We start from the raw sequence: 15,203 nt of genomic DNA, 5'->3' as shown, positions 1-15,203 counted from the left end.
TCAGAACGCGTCAATAGGACGGCGGCGGCTTGCGGTCGAGACTGGCGATGATACCGGCGGCCCAGCGCTGCACCTGGCCGCGCGGCGCCTTGGGCGTCGGCTGGTTGCGCGCGGCGATCAGCCGGTCCACCAGATCCTCGGCCTCGCAGGGCCAGCCCTCGGGCGTGACATAGAGGGGATAGGCGATCAGGGCGGCGTGGACCAGGTGATCGACGCCGGCGCGGCGGCTGCGGCGCTCGAAGGTCAGCCGATCGTCGGTCAGTCCCCATCCGGCATAGAAAGGCCGGCCATAGACAGACACCGCCTTGCCCCGCATCAGGGCCTCGTACCCGGTCAGGGAGGTCAGGGTCGCCACCCGCCGACAGGCGTTCAGACAGTCGACGATATCCAGCCCGTCGCCCACGGCGTCGACCGAGGCCATGGCCCCGGCGTCCAGCCGCCCCGGCCGGTTGCCCGCCAGCACGTCGGGGTGATTGCGATAGACCAGAAAGGCGTCCGGATGGTCGCGCCGCGCCGCCTCCACCAGCGCCGAATTGGTGTTCAGATCCGGTGCACAGCCCAGCAGGATCGACTTGTCGTTCTCGACCTGACCGACGACCAGCAGGATGTCGCGATCAACAGGCCAATCCGTCGGCGCCTGACCCCTCAGATTGTATTTCGACAGGCCGGCATCGACCACGCGCGTCCGCAAGGCGGCGGCCCGCGCCAGCTGCACCGGCGACAGGTCCGAGGTCTCGATCAGGGTCTCCAGCCGCGAGGGCCGCGACGGATCGTAATAGACGCCCTGATCGTCAAGGGCGACCGACAGGGCGCCGACGAAGTCGGACCCCAGGCCCCGCGAACGGATGAAGCCGTCCTCCATCCGCACCGTCGGGCCGCTGAACGCGGCCGCAGCCTGGCGCGTCGCCTCGCTCTCCTTGCCCGCCCACCAGATCAGCCGCCCATCGGTCGCCTTGGCATGGGCGGCGGCGCGCGACGGCGACATGAAATAGCGCATCGACGCCTTGGGCGAGTTCAGCAGGCGGCGCACCGGCGGACGCTTGGCGGGCGCAAACCCCACCGCCGACCACGAGCCCGCCAGCCGGTCGGCCCGGTCGCGCAGCGCGATCAATCGCTCCAGCGCCTGTTCGGCCTCGCATCGCTCGCCCGTCACTGGATCGACATAGCGGCTGTAGGCGATCAGGGCGGCGGCGGCGACCTGTTCGATCGACCGCGCGACGCCGCGCCGCCCCGTCTGGACTGCATCGGTCGTCAGACCCCAGCCGGAATAGAAGGGCGCACCGAAGCACCGCACCGGCAGCCCTCGCAACAGGGCCTCGAACCCCAGCGCCGAGGTGACGCAATAGACCGCATCCACCGCCGCCAGCAGGTCGGCTGGCCGCACATCTGCGTCCACCAGGGTGACGCCCGTCAGGTCCGTCACACATCCGCGCTTCCGGCCTGCCGCCACGGCTGGGTGGCGTTTCACGATCAACTGGGCGTCCGGCTCGTCGCGGCGGGCGGCCGCGATCATCTCGTCAAAGCTCCGGGCCGTCGCGAGGCCATAGGCGATTGAGGCGTCGCCGAACGTCTGGTCCACGATCAGCACGCGGCGGCCGGGCTTCAGCAGGCCCGGATCCAGCGGCCCGCCCATATTGGTCTTGGACACGCCCGAAGCCACGATCCGGTCGATCAGCCCGCGCGCCCGCCCGATCATGGCCGCGTCGCACCAGTCGTCCGCCGTCTGGATCAGATGCTCCAGCCGGCTGGCCCGCGTCGCATCATAATAGACGCCCAGGTCATCGACGATCAGGCTGAGGCTCGTCGCGCCCGCCTCGCCGATGCCGACCGAACGCAAAAACCCATCCTCCAGCGCCCCATAGGGCCGCCCGTTCTTCTCGGCCCACCGTCGCCCCGCCGCCGCCGTCGGCTTCATCCCCCAGCCCAGCACCGCCTGCACATCGTCGCTCGGCAACCGACGCAGGTCGTAGTCGGCCAGAAACACGTCGAGGAACGGGACCTTCAGCACGCCGGGCGCGCAGACCCAGGCCGGGATTTTCGAAGGCGTGTCGGAGGGTAGGGGCAAGGCGGGTCCGCTGAGGTTCGAGGCGAGCTTTACGGCGGTTGCGTCGACGCGACTAGGCCCGATCCGCCCGCGCCAGCAAGGCCTTCGCCTGCTCCAGATGCAGTCGTTCGACCATCGCCCCGTTCACGCGGATCGCCCCCCGCCCCTCGGCGTCTGGTGCGTCGAAGGCGGCGACGATCGCTCGCGCATCGGCGATCTCGGCTTCGGACGGCGAGAAGGCGGCGTTGGCGGCCGCGATCTGCGACGGGTGGATCAGGCTCTTGCCGTCGAACCCGTACAGTCGCCCCTGCAATGCCTCGGCCGCCAGGCCTTCAGCATCGTCGATCCGGTTGAACACGCCGTCGATGGCCAGCAGTCCGTTGGCCCGCGCGGCGGCGACCAGCATGGCCAGCCACGGTTTGAACGGTTCGCGATCCGGCGACGCCCCCGTCCCCAACGCCTTGGCGAGGTCGTTGACCCCCAGCATCAGCCCGTCCAGCGCCCCATCCGACGTGGCGATGTCGGCCAGGGCCATCAGCGCGCGCGGCGTCTCGATCATGGCCCACAGGGCGCAGCCCTTGGCCAAGCCGGCGGACAGGGCGTGCACGGCCTCGGGCCTCTCCACCTTGGGCGCGACGACCAGCGTGGCCCCCGCCGCCTTCATCGCCGCCAGATCGTCCAGCCCCCAGTCGGTGTCCAGACCGTTGATCCGCACGCCCAGGCGCGGCCCGAATCCACCGCTGCGAACCGCCGCGACGGCGGCTTCGCGGGCGTCAGCCTTGGCCTCAGGCGCCACGGCGTCTTCCAGGTCCAGCACGGCGACATCGCAATCCAGCGTCCGCGCCTTCTCAATCGCCCGCGCATTCGAGGCCGGCAGATAAAGGACGCTGCGGACCCGGTGGCTGCGCATCAGACGCGGCCCGTAACGGGCACCAGGGCGCCGGTCATGGCGCGGCTGTTGGGCGAGGCCAGGAACAGGATCACCGCCGCCAGATCGGCTGGCGCGACCCAGGTGGCCGGATCGGCGTCGGGCATGTCCTTGCGGTTCGCTGGCGTATCGATGATCGACGGCAGGACGGCGTTGACCGTTACCTTTGTCGTCTTCAGCTCCTCGGCCAGCGCCTGGGTCAGGGCGTGGACCCCGGCCTTGGCTGCGCCATAGGCCCCCATGCCGGCCCCGGCCTTCAGCGCGGCGGCCGAGCCGACATTGACGATCCGACCCTCGGGCGAGGCCTTCAGCGCATCCAGCGCCGCGCGGCTGGCGTTCACGGCGGTGGTGACGTTCAGCGCGTGCATCCGGTCCCAGGCCGGTTCCGCATCGTCGGTCGTCTGCCAGACGAAGCCGCCGGCGATGTTCAACAGGGCGTCCAGCCGCCCGAACCGCGCGATCACCGCATCGACGGCCTTCTGCGCCTGGCCGGCGTCCGTCAGATCGACCCCGCCGACCTCCAGCACGCCGTCGGGCGCGGCATGGCCCGAGGCATGGTCGATGACCGCAACCTGCCAACCGGCTTTCAGCGCCGCCTCCAGCACCGCCCGGCCCAGGACGCCGTGTCCGCCCGTGATTGCGACTGTCCGCTGCATCATCCGCTCCTCCATGTCGCCGGGGACCATAGAGCCGGCTGCGGCCGGATCAACCGGCCCGATCAAGCGTCGGCGAACACCTTCGCCATCAACCGCTCCAGCGCCTCCTGATCGTCCGTATCGAAGGCGGCCGGCGTCGTCGCATCCACGTCGAACACCGCGATCAGAGCGCCGGATGCGTCGCGCACGGGCACCACGATCTCGCTGGCCGAACGGCTGTCGCAGGCGATATGGCCGGGGAAGGCGTGCACGTCCTCGACCAACTGCGTCTGGCCGGTCGCTGCGGCCGCGCCGCACACCCCGCGCCCGAACGCGATGCGCAGGCACCCCAGCGTCCCCTGGTAAGGCCCGACCACCAGTTCGTCCGCCTTGTCCGGCGCCACGACATAGAAGCCGGTCCAGAAATAGTGCTCGAACGCATCGGCCAGCATCGACGCCACCGTCGCCATTCGCGCCGTCACATTCGGCTCGCCGTCCAGCACGGCCAGGACTTCCGCCTCGACCTCCAGATAGCGCGCCGCCTTGTCGGCGGGACGATCGTTGCGGGCGACATAGGCCATGGGAAAACTCCGGAGCGGGACAGGCTGGCGATATAGGCGAGCGGCCGGCCGAAGGGGAGGGGCGCCGTCATTCGCCGCCGTCTCGCCGGGAACGGTTCCGTGCGCCCCCGTGTTGGCGCTGGGAGACAACGACGGAGGCTCGCGTGACATCAACTCCTTCACGATCGCTCAGCCTGATCGCCGCCCTGATGCTGTCGGCCGCTGCGGCGGCCTGTGGTCAGGACGCCGGCGCGCCTCGGCCAGCTGACGCGACGCAGACCCCCGCGCCGTCCGCACCAGAGCCGACAGCACCGCCTGCGGACCCGGCGAAGACAGGCTCCAGCCCCGCCACGTCGTCGTCGGCATCCGCGACGCCTGCGGCGTCGCGCAAGTCCTGCTATCTCTCGGTCGACGGCAAGGTTCTGCTCGACGAGCCGTGCCTCGTCTATCCGTTCGGCGACGGCGGCTACACGATGAACGCCTGGTCCGAGGGCAAGCCCAAGAACTCGCATTTCGCCGTCGTCGTCCTGATGGCCGACGGCTCGGCCGACGCCACCTGGAACGCCGACCCCGACGACGACAAGGCCGGCGACCGCCTTGGAACGGTCCGCCTGGACGGCGACTGCTGGATCAACGATCGCGCGCGCATCTGTGTAAAGTGAGCGGCGTGTGTTGAGAACGCGTCGAGGTCTAGCTTCTCCGGCTCAGCCAATGATCAAGGCTGATCGGCCCGGCACCGAACCTGATGATGTGGAGCAGCACCGTCGCCCAGAGCAGGTGGGTCGGCCAACCGAGGGGGTAGACGAAAACCTCGATCACTATGGTCATGCCCAGAAGCGCGAGCGCGGCGAAGCGGGCGCCGAGGCCGAGCACCAGCAGGATCGGGAACAGATGTTCTGAATAGGTCGCCAGGTGGGCGGCGATATCGCTGGGGATCAAAGGCAGTCGGTATTCCTCGGCGAACAGAGCATAGGTGCTGTCGGTGACGGTCAGCAGGCCCTCCACCTTTGTCCGGCCGGAGAGGAAAAAGACCGCCGCGATCGATACACGCGCGATCAGGCTGAGCACCGACAGGGGGATCGCAGCCTGGGCCAGGCGTGGGAGGACCGCCAAGGAGGGACGCGGCGACGATACGGCGGTCAGCTCGGTCATTGTGGCGCTCCGGTTTCGATACGGGTGAAGGCGCCGCTCAGAAGCAGATCTCTGAACAGCTCGGACAGATTGGCTGCGGGATCGGCGGCGAGGGCGGCGAGCGCCGCCGCTCCGATGGTGTGGACGTGTCGGCAGGCGTCGAGGAAGGCGAACTGGGGCCGGTTCAACCGATGGGTCTGGACCTCCATTTCCGGACGCACGATCAACACGCCCTCGGGGGACTGGTCCCACACCATGTCGTCCGGAGGCGTAGCCAGGCGATTGGCCAGCCAGATTGATGGCGCGGTCCAGTCGAACCAAAAGACTTGCGCAGACGGATGCAGGACCGCGTAGCCAGCGTTGAGAGCAGCGTGTGACAGGGCGGCGACCGTCCCAAGGGGCAGGGTCGGTGCGTCAGCGGCGCGGTGCGCGCGGCTCCATGCGCGATCAAGACGGGCGACAGGCGGCAGAAACTGAAATTCAAACGCGGGCGGAAACGTCGCCAGCCACTCCGGGAAGCCCTCGCCATAGGCATCGAGAACCGGGGATGAGGGAGGCGCGCTGTTGGCGTAGATCAGAGCGGCGTCGCGAAACCAGTCCAGACCGACCAACCGTTCGACAGTCGGATAGAGACCCGCCAGGGCGTCGGCCCGCCCCTTGGCCACCGTGTTTCGATAAACCGCCAGTCCGGGCGCATTTGGATCCGCCAGCCACGGTGTGAGCACGGAGCCCTGCCCCTGCAGGGCCAGGGAGAAGCTCGCATGAAACGACAGCATCTGATCGTCACGCGGCGCACTGGACATGGCAGGCCTCCATTATGGCGACGGCTTGATCGCGTTCGGCGATCAGCTCGGCGAAGTCGGGAATGTTGTCGTCGCGCTCGATCAGCGTGGGACGCGGCCCGATCCGCATAAGTGTCTCGGCATAGAGGGACCAGACGGCGTCGCTGACCGGCGCGTCGTGGGTGTCGATCAACAGCGCCTCTGCGTGGACGGGATCGGGCGCAAAGCCGGCCAGATGGATTTCGCCGATGAGATCGGCCGGAACGGCCGCCAGATAGTCCCGCGGGTCGGCGCCGAGATTGTTGGCGCTGACGTGCACATTGTTGAGATCAAGCAGCAGGCCACAGCCTGTTGCGGCGGCCAGTGCGACCAGAAAATCGACTTCCCCCATCTCGTGGCCTTTCAGGTCGAGGTACAGGGACGGATTCTCGATCAGCAGGGCTCGGCCCAGCGCGTCCTGCGCTCGCGCGACGTTGTCGCTGACCTGCTTCAACAACTGTCGGGTGCGCGGAAACGGCAGCAGATCTGGATGATAGACGCCGCCGCCCCGCGACCAGGCCAGATGCTCGGACATCAGAAACGGCTCGAACCGGTCAGCGAGCGTCTTGAGCCGCGCCAGATGCTCCGGGTCCGGCGCCTCGTCTCCGCCGAGCGACAAGCCGACACCGTGCAGCGACAGAGGCTTTTCTCGACGGATGGCCTCCAGCCATTTCAAGCGAGGGCCGCCATCGACCATATAGTTCTCAGGATGGACCTCAAACCACAGACCGGCCGCCGCAGACGCCAGAGCCTCGTCGTAATGGCGGGCCTTGAGGCCCAGTCCCACAGTGGGGACAGGCGTCGTGGCGGTCGATCCATGGTTCATCAGTCCAGTTCCGATCAGCGCGAGACGGGCGTCAGCGAGCCGTTGCCGCGCGGTGTGCGGATGCTGGTGCAGGTGCCGGCGGGCGTGTGCTTCCAGGCGTTGCCCTGATAGTCGCGCACCGAGGTGCCGGCGCAGGTCGTGCCGGGGCCGGCGGCGCAGTCGTTCTTGCCGGCCAGAGCGATGCCGTAGCATTTTTCCATGGCGGCCGGTTTGGCCTCGGCGTTCCTGGTCGATTGGGCGTGCGCCATGCCGGCGCCGGCGGTCAAGGCGACTAGGGTGGCGGCGGCGATCTTGGTGCGGGTCATGCAAGAGGTCCTTCTCAAAAGGCACGGCCGTTCGTGGCCGCTGAATCCGCCTTTCGCCGAGGACCCGCCGCGCGTTACATTTTCGAGCCAACTATTTTTCGTGCATCATTTTGCGAGACGCCATGTAACCGTCGCGGTCTCCGCAGCGTAGGTCGCAGTCGCACGTGCTTGACCGGGAATCACAACTCAAAGCCTTGATGCTCAAAGGCCTGGACGGTGACGCGCAGGCTTGGCGCGTGCTGCTGTCGGACCTGGCCGCGCACCTGCGGCCCTTTTTCAAACGCCGTCTTTTCAACGGAGAAAGCGACGCGGAGGACCTCGTGCAAGAGACCTTGATCGCCATTCACGCCAAGCGCGCCACATGGGATCGCAACCAGTCGTTCACGGCCTGGGCCTTCACGATCGCCCGCCACAAGCTGATCGACCACCTGCGCCGCCAAGGCCGACGCCTCACCGAGCCGCTGGATGACGCAAGCGTGCTGCTGGCCGAGCACACGGTCGAGGACGGGGTCATGCGACGCGATTTGACCCGCGCCTTGTCGATCCTCCCGGCGCGACAGCGCGCCCTGATCCATGATGTGAAAGTCACCGGGCTGAGCGTGGCCGAGGCGGCCGAGCGTCACGGCTATTCCGTCGCCGCCGCCAAGGTCAGCATCCATCGCAGCTTCAAGGCTCTGACCGCGCGCTTCGCGGCTGGAGCAGCAGGGTCCAACGATGAAGACTGACGACCTGATCACCAGCCTGGCGCTGGACTTGCCGCCGACGTCCCGAAGCGACGTCGACCGTCGTGTGCTGCTGTTCATGCTGCCGGCGGCGGGCGTCGCGCTTGCTGGTGTCGTTTGGTGGCTGGGATTGCGACCGGATCTGATGTCGGCCGTCGCCGGACCGACCTTCTGGGCCAAGGCGGCCTATACGGCGGCCCTGTGCGTCGCGGGCTTCTGGCTTCTGGATCGACTGGGGCGGCCGGGCGCTTCGCCGCGCCGTCCCGCAATCCTGCTAGCCGCCATTTTGGCCATCGCTGCAGGATGGGCTGTCGTGGAGTTGCTGGGCGCTGCGCCTGACGCGCGGATGGACATGGTCATGGGGCGCTCCGCCAGGGTCTGTCCGACGAACATACTGTCGCTGGGCGCTCTGGCGGCGCCTTTCATATTCTTCGGCGCGAGACGGTTCGCCCCTGTAAAGCCCGCTTCCGCCGGCGCCGCCGCCGGTCTTCTGGCCGCAGGGCTGGCCGCGACCGTCTATGGCCTGCATTGCCCCGAGCACACGGCCGCCTTTGTGGCGGTCTGGTACACCTTGGGCATGGGCCTCGTCGCGGCCCTGGGCGCTGCTCTGGGTCGTTTCGCCTTCCGCTGGTGAGTGCGTTAATGATACTCCTCACGATCAAGCATCACCGCATCTTCGTCTTTGCTAAACTCGCAGCGCTGTACACCAACCGATGCCTAAATTTACTATTGAGAAACTAGACATTGAGCGGCTGAACGGCCCTTCAGCTAACGCAATCCTGTGAAGGATGGGACGAACCATTGCAAAAAAGGTGTGTATAGGCCATCTAAGTCCCTTGTGGATTAACTTGAAATCTATCAGTTTCTGATTTTTAAATCAGCTGGTAAACCAATAGCGCCGCAGCCGACTCAAATTTAGTCCGAACTCCATTGCAGCTTGGTGACAAAAGCGGACGCCTCTATGAGCTTCACAAGTTAACTCGCGCTTGTCCGAGATTTGGTCACTGATGCTCTTTTTGAGCCAAGCTACACACTAACATCCAACGAAGACGGCACCGAAAGCTGCAGCGCAGACTTTTCTGGACAGGAATGCTAGGAAGCCCTCGGATGTTCAAAGCGCTGTCGGAAATGGTCCGTCGATTTGCCTTCGTTTGCACCCTGCTGCTGACGGTCGCCTTCGCCATGCCTGCGTTTGAAAGCCATGCCTGCGCGGCGGAAGCCTCAGGCGGCGTCCAGGTGGTCGAGCTGGTCGGCGGCGCTGATGGCCAATGTCCAGACTGCGGCCCGGCGTGCGCCAACGGCTGCTGTCATGCGCCGCATTCCGCCATGTCCAGCGACCTGGCGACGCCGCGTTTCATCGCGGTCTTCGGCCAGCCCCAGGCGTGGAGCGACAGCGTCGCTTGCCCACTCGGGCGGCCTGACGGTCCCGAGCGCCCACCGAGAGCCTGATCCTCGGCTGGACCTGTCGTCCGGCCCTTCCTGAGCCCTGCGCGTGTCGGAGACGTCGCGCGTCCTGAACTCTGGGCCCGGCCGTGCGCCGGGCGAGGATCGATCATGACCTTGAAGACATACTGGCTGATGACCGGCGCCGCCGTGGTCATCGCATTAGGCGCGGGCTTTGGCGCCGCCCGCATTCTGGACCAACCGCCAATTGAAGCCGAACACGCCGAGGCAGGCCACGCCGAAGACGAAGCCGCCGAAGCGGCCTTCGTCGCTCTGACGCCGCAGGAGGCCGCGCGAGCCGGGGTGTCGGTCGTCGCCGTGCAGCGCGGCGGCGGCGCCGAACTGAAACTGCCGGGCCGCGTCGCCTTTGCGCCCGGCGCCGAGGCCGCCGTGGATGCGCCGTTGGGCGGCGCCGTGGTGCGCGTCCACGTCGGCCTGGGCGATCGCGTGGCGGCCGGTTCGCCCCTGATCACCGTGCGCAGTCCGGACGGCGCCGCCTCAAGGGCGGACGCCGATGCGGCGGGCGCGACGGTCCAGGCCGCGCGCGCCGCCGAACGGCGCGATCGCACCCTGTTTGAACAGGGCTGGGTGTCACAGGCGCGCCTGGACGTCACCGCCGCCGAGACCCGTCGTGCGGAGGCGCAACACCGCGCCGCCCGCGCTCGTGTCGGCGCATTTGGCGCGCCCGGAGCGGACGGGCTGACGGTGGTGCGCAGCCCCATCGCAGGCGTCGTCACCCGCCTGAGCGCGGCTCCGGGCCAGGTGCTGCACGAAGAGGCCTTGCAGGTCGCCGCCGTCGCCGATCCCGGCCGTGTCGAACTGGTGTTCGAGGCGCCGCCCGCCGCCGCTGCGATCCTGAAGGTCGGCGACCGGCTGGAAAGCACGGTCGCCGGATCGCGCGTCATGTCCGGCGTCGTCGTCGCCATCGCCCCGGCCAATGCGAACGGGGTCGTCGTGGTTCGCGCCCGTCCTGCTGGCGAGACGCCCCCGGCGGGATCGGTCGTCTCCGCCCGCGTTTCCGCCGGCGCGGGCTCAGGAACGCCTGTCGTGCCGTTGGACGCGGTGCAGACCATAGAGGGCGCGCCGTCCGTCTTCGTTCAGGAGGATGGCGGGTTCCGTGCGCGCCCGGTGGTGACCGGACGAACCTCGGACGGCCGGATCGAGATCGTGTCCGGCCTGACCGGGACCGAGCGCATCGCCGGCGTCGGCGCCTTCCTGCTCAAGGCCGAACTGGCCAAGGGCGAAGCCGAGCACGGACATTGATCATGCTGAACCGGATCATCGACGCCGCCGTGCGTTTCCGCTGGCTGGTCGTGGGACTGGCCGTCGTCCTGGCCGTCCTGGGGGGGCGCGAACTGTTGCATCTGCCCATCGACGCCGTGCCCGACATCACCAATCGCCAGGTGCAGATCACGACGGTGGCGCCGGCCCTGGGGCCCGAGGAGGTCGAACGCCAGGTGACCTTCCCGCTAGAGACGGCGCTGGCGGGGCTGCCGGGCCTGACCGAGACCCGCTCCCTGTCGCGCCATGGCTTCTCGCAGATCACGGCCGTCTTCACTGATGCGACCGACATCTATTTCGCCCGCAATCTGGTCAACGAGCGGCTTCAGGCCGCGCGCGAGGATTTGCCAGAGGGGCTCTCGCCCTCGATGGGACCGGTCGTGACCGGCCTGGGCGAGGTCTACATCTGGACGCTGGAACTGACCGGCCCTGCGGCGCGCACGAGCGCGGTCTATGTCACGCCCGAGGGCGAACGCCTCGTCACCGACCAGGAAAAGGCTACCTATCTGCGCACGGTTCAGGACTGGCTGGTCGCGCCCCAGCTGAAGACCGTGCCCGGCGTCGCCGGCGTCGATGTGCTGGGCGGCTATGTGAAGGAATATGCGGTCCACCCCGACCCCAGCCGACTGGCCGCCTATGGCGTCGGCCTGGTGCAACTGGTCGAGGCGTTGGAGCACGCCAACCGCATCGCCGGCGCCGGATACGTCAATCGTGCAGGCGAGGCCTATATCGTACGCGCCGACGCTCGGCTGAAGAGCCTGAACGACCTCGCCCAGACGCCGATCCTGAACCGGGGCGGCCAGGTGATCCGAGTGTCCGACGTGGCCACGGTCGAGATCGGCCGCGCGCCTCGTTTAGGATCCGCCAGCGCCGACGGCCGCGAGACGGTGGTCGGCACGGCCCTGATGCTTCAGGGGGAGAACTCGCGCGAGGTGGCGCACCGCGTCGGCGAACGGCTGAAGGCCATTGCGCCCAGCCTGCCGCCCGGCGTGGTCCTCAAGCCCGAACTGGACCGCACCGAACTGGTCGAGGCGACCATCCGCACGGTGGAGCACAATCTGTTGCTCGGCGCCCTGCTGGTCGTCGCCGTACTGTTCTTCGCCCTGGGCAATGTGCGAGCGGCGATCATCACCGCCCTCGTCATTCCGCTCAGCTTCCTGTTCGCCGCCTCGGCGATGAACCGGTTCGGGATCAGCGCCAATCTGCTCAGCCTGGGCGCGCTGGACTTCGGCCTGATCGTCGACGGCGCCGTGGTGGTGATCGAGAACACCCTGCGCCGTTTGGGCCTGAAGCGGACGGAGACGCGTCGCCCGCTGACGACCGCCGAACGGCTGTCGGTCGCCGCCGCATCGGCCCGCGAAATGGCCCGGCCCGCGGCCTTCGGCCAGGCGATTATCCTGCTGGTCTATGCACCCTTGCTGATGTTCGAGGGGGTCGAGGGCAAGATGTTCGGCCCGATGGCCGCCACCGTCATGCTGGCGCTCGCCGCCGCCTTCGTCCTCAGCTTCACCTTCGTGCCCGCCATGGCCGCCCTGTTGGTGCGCGAGCCCAGGGCGGATCATGAGGATACGCGACTGACGCGCGCGGCCAAGGCGCGCTACCAGCCGCTTCTCGCTCACGCCATCGCCCGACCACGGCGCGTCCTTGTCGGCGCGGGCGTCGCCTTGCTGGCCGGCGTCCTCGCCTTCCTGACCCTGGGGCGCGAGTTCGTGCCACAACTGGACGAGGGCGATGTGCTGGTCCAGGCCCTGCGTGTGCCCTCGACCTCGCTGGAACAGAGCCAGGCGATGCAGTTCCAGGTCGAGCGCGCGCTGAAGGCCATGCCCCAGGTCAATCGTGTCTTCACCCGCACCGGCACCGCAGAGGTCGCATCCGACCCTATGCCGCCGTCGATCTCGGACACCTTCGTCATCCTGAAGGACCGCCGAGACTGGCCCGATCCACGACTGCCGAAAGCCGATCTGGTCGCGGAGATGGAGAGGCGGCTTTCCACCCTGCTGGGCAACACCTATGAGTTCACCCAGCCCATCGAGATGCGGTTCAACGAACTGATCGCGGGTGTGCGTTCGGACGTGGCGGTCATGGTCTATGGCGACGATTTCGCCGCGATGGAGCGCACGGCCCAGCAGGTCGCGGGCGTCCTGAACGGCATCCAGGGCGCGGCGGACGTGCGGGTCGAGCAGGTTTCGGGCCAACCGACCATCACCGCCAGCGTGGATCGCACGGTGGCGGCGGCGCAGGGGATCCATGCCTCTGACGCGGCGGACGCCCTGGCCATCGCTTTCGCCGGCCGTTCGGCCGGTCAGGTCAACGAGGGCGACCGGCGCTTCGATGTGGTCGTGCGGCTGGACGACGCCCTGCGCGCCGATCCGGCGGTCATGGAGCAGTTGCCGGTCATGCCCGAGAACGCCCAGTCCGGGGCGCCGACCGTGCCTCTGTCTTCTGTCGCACGTTTCGACGTCGGCGAGGGACCGAACCAGATCAGCCGCGCCGACGGCAAGCGCCGCATGATCGTTCAGGCCAATGTCCGTGGACGCGACCTGGGCGGCTTCGTCGCGGAGGCGCAAGGCAAGGTCGCCGAACAGGTCCAGCCGCCGTCGTCCGGCTGGATCGACTGGGGCGGTCAGTTCGAGAACCTGCAACGCGCCTCGGCCCGTCTGGCGCTGATCGTGCCGATCGTCTTCCTGACCATCGGCCTGCTGCTCGTGCTGGCGCTGCGATCATGGAAGGACGCCGCCCTGGTGTTCGCAGGCGTGCCCTTGGCCTTGGTGGGCGGCGCCTTGGCGCTGGCGCTGCGAGGGATGCCGCTGTCGATCAGCGCGGCCGTCGGCTTCATCGCCGTCTCGGGCGTGGCGACGCTGAACGGCCTGGTGCTGATGCAGGCCATCCGCCAACGCCTGACCGAGGGCGACCCGCCGGCCAAGGCGGCGCTCTACGGCGCCGTCAGCCGCCTGCGCGCCGTCCTGACCACGGCCCTGGTCGCCGTCCTCGGCTTCGTGCCCATGGCGTTCGCCTCAGGCGCAGGCGCCGAGGTGCAAAAACCCCTGGCCACGGTCGTCATCGGCGGCCTGACCACCGCGACAGTCCTCACCCTGATCGTCCTGCCAGTGCTGGCGGGATGGCGGAGAGGAGGGGAGGCTCAAGGCTGATCGACAGCGGCCGAACGAGGCTTGCGCTATGCAGACTGGATTGGAAAATTCGCGCGTGCGACAACGCGCGCGTTACGCAAGATGAGAAACTTCAGAGGTCAGCTATGAGCCACGAGTGGCTGCCTATGCCTAGGTCTCAAAAGTCCCAGTATTCGACATCCAGGCCGCTCTATCATTGCGACATACGTTACGTAATTTTTGAGTGACCGGACGAGCAGCCTGATGAACCGCTAATCCCCCTCGTCGCCCACGGGTTGGTGGGTAAAGCCTTTTGCTCCGCTCAAAGACTTGGCGTCACGGCTGATTTCGACGTCGCTTTCGGCATAGGCGATCAGCAGGCGCGACAGGTCTTCCAGCGCGCTTTCGTGAATGCGTTCATAGCCGTGGCTGGCGTCGATGCCGAAGGTGACCAAGGCGGTCCGGATGTCGGCGCCGGCTTCCAGAGCCGAGGCCGAGTCCGAGCGATAGTATCGAAAGACGTCCTTCTGGTGCGGGATGTCGTGGTCGCGGGCCAGTTGAACCAGTTTGCGTGACAGGTGCCAGTCGAAGGGACCTGTCTGGTCCGCCATAGCGATGGTGACGCCGAACTCCGACGAGTTCTGGCCGGGCGCGGTCGTGCCGTTGTCGACCGTCACCATGGCGGCGACATCTGGGATCAGCACGGACGAGGCGCCCAACCCGACCTCCTCGGCGATCGTGAACAGCCACCAGGTATCGACCGTCGGCGTGCGATCTTCGCGGATCATGCATTCCAGCGCGGCCAAAAGGGTGGCGACGCCCGCCTTGTCGTCCAGATGGCGCGAGACGACGAAGCCGGTGTCGATGAACTCGGGCTGCGGATCGATGGCGACGATGTCGCCTACATCCACGCCCAGGGCCAGGGTGTCTTCGCGGCCGTGGGTCACGGCGTCGATGCGCAGTTCGACCTGGGCCCAGTTCACCGGCTGGGTGTCGATCTCTTCGTTGAAAGTATGGCCCGACGCCTTCAACGGCAGGATGGTGCCGCGATAGGCACCGCCCTCGGAGAAGATCGTCGCCCGCGCACCCTCAGCGAAACGCGACGACCAGTGACCGATCGCGACCAACTCCAGCCGGCCGTTCGCCTTCACCTGTTTGACCTGCGCGCCCAGGGTGTCGACGTGGGCGACGACGGCGCGCGCCGGTTTTGGCGTCCGGCCCGGCAAGCGTGCGCGAAGGGCGCCGCGGCGAGTCATCTCATAGTCGAGGCCCAGCCGCTCCAGTTCGCGGCACAAGAGCCAGACCGCCTCGTCCGTGTAGCCGGTCGGGCTGGGCGTGTTCAGCAGGTCGGCCAGGCGGGCCTTCAGGTAGTCGAGGTCTAACGCGGGGCGGGCCAAGGG

Annotated in this window: 15 protein-coding genes; 6 read left to right on the top strand and 9 right to left on the bottom strand. The window is 67.8% G+C overall.

The window, feature by feature from the left end; translation table 11 throughout:
• Positions 1-10: 10 nt before the first annotated feature.
• The 4 genes from PFY01_RS13770 to PFY01_RS13755 are packed head-to-tail and all read right to left on the bottom strand — an operon-like array spanning position 11 to position 4,188.
• Positions 11-2,065: a capsular polysaccharide biosynthesis protein gene (locus PFY01_RS13770; protein WP_271041706.1), complete on the bottom strand. Its 2,055-nt coding sequence runs from the start codon at positions 2,063-2,065 to the stop codon at positions 11-13.
• 52 nt (positions 2,066-2,117) lie between these two features.
• Complete coding sequence (locus PFY01_RS13765; RefSeq protein ID WP_271041705.1) at positions 2,118-2,954, bottom strand: HpcH/HpaI aldolase/citrate lyase family protein; 837 nt, start codon at positions 2,952-2,954, stop codon at positions 2,118-2,120.
• Positions 2,954-3,631, bottom strand: coding sequence for an SDR family NAD(P)-dependent oxidoreductase (locus PFY01_RS13760; protein ID WP_271041704.1), 678 nt, complete (start codon positions 3,629-3,631; stop codon positions 2,954-2,956). Before PFY01_RS13760 ends, PFY01_RS13765 begins: the two co-directional genes overlap by 1 nt.
• Before the next feature lie 59 nt (positions 3,632-3,690).
• Positions 3,691-4,188 (bottom strand): GAF domain-containing protein, encoded by a 498-nt coding sequence (locus PFY01_RS13755; RefSeq protein ID WP_055753342.1) that lies wholly within the window; start codon positions 4,186-4,188, stop codon positions 3,691-3,693.
• A 143-nt stretch (positions 4,189-4,331) separates the two neighbouring features.
• Between PFY01_RS13755 and PFY01_RS13750 the strand changes: the two genes are divergently transcribed.
• On the top strand, positions 4,332-4,829 hold the full coding sequence (locus PFY01_RS13750) for a hypothetical protein (protein ID WP_271041703.1): 498 nt from the start codon (positions 4,332-4,334) through the stop codon (positions 4,827-4,829).
• Between the two features lie 28 nt (positions 4,830-4,857).
• Here the strand turns inward: PFY01_RS13750 and PFY01_RS13745 are convergent, their stop codons facing one another.
• Genes PFY01_RS13745 through PFY01_RS13730 form a run of 4 tightly spaced genes read right to left on the bottom strand, consistent with a single transcriptional unit; the run spans position 4,858 to position 7,250 of the window.
• Entirely contained in the window at positions 4,858-5,319 is a 462-nt protein-coding gene (locus PFY01_RS13745; RefSeq protein WP_271041702.1) for a DoxX family protein, read from the bottom strand.
• Positions 5,316-6,101, bottom strand: a complete 786-nt coding sequence (locus tag PFY01_RS13740; protein ID WP_271041701.1) for a DNA-binding domain-containing protein — start codon at positions 6,099-6,101, stop codon at positions 5,316-5,318. The genes PFY01_RS13745 and PFY01_RS13740 overlap by 4 nt, the downstream gene beginning before the upstream one ends.
• Positions 6,082-6,945 carry a DUF692 domain-containing protein gene (locus PFY01_RS13735; RefSeq protein ID WP_271041700.1) on the bottom strand — a complete coding sequence of 288 codons (864 nt, stop codon included), beginning with the start codon at positions 6,943-6,945 and terminating at the stop codon, positions 6,082-6,084. The genes PFY01_RS13740 and PFY01_RS13735 overlap by 20 nt, the downstream gene beginning before the upstream one ends.
• A 14-nt stretch (positions 6,946-6,959) precedes the next feature.
• Positions 6,960-7,250 (bottom strand): DUF2282 domain-containing protein, encoded by a 291-nt coding sequence (locus PFY01_RS13730; protein WP_066623386.1) that lies wholly within the window; start codon positions 7,248-7,250, stop codon positions 6,960-6,962.
• Between the two features lie 197 nt (positions 7,251-7,447).
• Here PFY01_RS13730 and PFY01_RS13725 point away from each other — a divergent pair, with 197 nt between their 5' ends.
• The 5 genes from PFY01_RS13725 (at position 7,448) to PFY01_RS13705 (ending at position 13,845) form a co-directional block, all read left to right on the top strand.
• Positions 7,448-7,975: a sigma-70 family RNA polymerase sigma factor gene (locus PFY01_RS13725; RefSeq protein ID WP_373427513.1), complete on the top strand. Its 528-nt coding sequence runs from the start codon at positions 7,448-7,450 to the stop codon at positions 7,973-7,975.
• Positions 7,965-8,606, top strand: a complete 642-nt coding sequence (locus PFY01_RS13720) for a DUF1109 domain-containing protein (protein ID WP_271041698.1) — start codon at positions 7,965-7,967, stop codon at positions 8,604-8,606. The genes PFY01_RS13725 and PFY01_RS13720 overlap by 11 nt, the downstream gene beginning before the upstream one ends.
• 473 nt (positions 8,607-9,079) lie before the next feature.
• Positions 9,080-9,421, top strand: coding sequence for a hypothetical protein (locus PFY01_RS13715; RefSeq protein WP_271041697.1), 342 nt, complete (start codon positions 9,080-9,082; stop codon positions 9,419-9,421).
• A gap of 105 nt (positions 9,422-9,526) precedes the next feature.
• Complete coding sequence (locus tag PFY01_RS13710; RefSeq protein ID WP_271041696.1) at positions 9,527-10,678, top strand: efflux RND transporter periplasmic adaptor subunit; 1,152 nt, start codon at positions 9,527-9,529, stop codon at positions 10,676-10,678.
• A gap of 2 nt (positions 10,679-10,680) precedes the next feature.
• Positions 10,681-13,845 carry an efflux RND transporter permease subunit gene (locus PFY01_RS13705; protein ID WP_271041695.1) on the top strand — a complete coding sequence of 1,055 codons (3,165 nt, stop codon included), beginning with the start codon at positions 10,681-10,683 and terminating at the stop codon, positions 13,843-13,845.
• A 230-nt stretch (positions 13,846-14,075) separates the two neighbouring features.
• Here the strand turns inward: PFY01_RS13705 and PFY01_RS13700 are convergent, their stop codons facing one another.
• Complete coding sequence (locus PFY01_RS13700) at positions 14,076-15,200, bottom strand: osmoprotectant NAGGN system M42 family peptidase (protein ID WP_271041694.1); 1,125 nt, start codon at positions 15,198-15,200, stop codon at positions 14,076-14,078.
• Positions 15,201-15,203 lie beyond the last annotated feature (3 nt).

The organism is Brevundimonas vesicularis (genome assembly GCF_027886425.1).
Lineage (GTDB): Bacteria > Pseudomonadota > Alphaproteobacteria > Caulobacterales > Caulobacteraceae > Brevundimonas > Brevundimonas vesicularis_C.
Note: the sequence above shows the minus strand (reverse complement) of the source record. Positions and strands in the feature narration are given on the sequence as shown.

Bases quoted from the DNA above. Each gene is read 5' to 3' on its own strand.
- PFY01_RS13730 (WP_066623386.1), bottom strand. From the start codon at position 7,250: ATGACCCGCACCAAGATCGCCGCCGCCACCCTAGTCGCCTTGACCGCC.
- PFY01_RS13725 (WP_373427513.1), top strand. From the start codon at position 7,448: ATGCTCAAAGGCCTGGACGGTGACGCGCAGGCTTGGCGCGTGCTGCTG.
- PFY01_RS13710 (WP_271041696.1), top strand. From the start codon at position 9,527: ATGACCTTGAAGACATACTGGCTGATGACCGGCGCCGCCGTGGTCATC.
- PFY01_RS13705 (WP_271041695.1), top strand. From the start codon at position 10,681: ATGCTGAACCGGATCATCGACGCCGCCGTGCGTTTCCGCTGGCTGGTC.
- PFY01_RS13760 (WP_271041704.1), bottom strand. From the start codon at position 3,631: ATGATGCAGCGGACAGTCGCAATCACGGGCGGACACGGCGTCCTGGGC.
- PFY01_RS13720 (WP_271041698.1), top strand. From the start codon at position 7,965: ATGAAGACTGACGACCTGATCACCAGCCTGGCGCTGGACTTGCCGCCG.
- PFY01_RS13715 (WP_271041697.1), top strand. From the start codon at position 9,080: ATGTTCAAAGCGCTGTCGGAAATGGTCCGTCGATTTGCCTTCGTTTGC.
- PFY01_RS13755 (WP_055753342.1), bottom strand. From the start codon at position 4,188: ATGGCCTATGTCGCCCGCAACGATCGTCCCGCCGACAAGGCGGCGCGC.
- PFY01_RS13745 (WP_271041702.1), bottom strand. From the start codon at position 5,319: ATGACCGAGCTGACCGCCGTATCGTCGCCGCGTCCCTCCTTGGCGGTC.
- PFY01_RS13735 (WP_271041700.1), bottom strand. From the start codon at position 6,945: ATGAACCATGGATCGACCGCCACGACGCCTGTCCCCACTGTGGGACTG.
- PFY01_RS13740 (WP_271041701.1), bottom strand. From the start codon at position 6,101: ATGTCCAGTGCGCCGCGTGACGATCAGATGCTGTCGTTTCATGCGAGC.
- PFY01_RS13765 (WP_271041705.1), bottom strand. From the start codon at position 2,954: ATGCGCAGCCACCGGGTCCGCAGCGTCCTTTATCTGCCGGCCTCGAAT.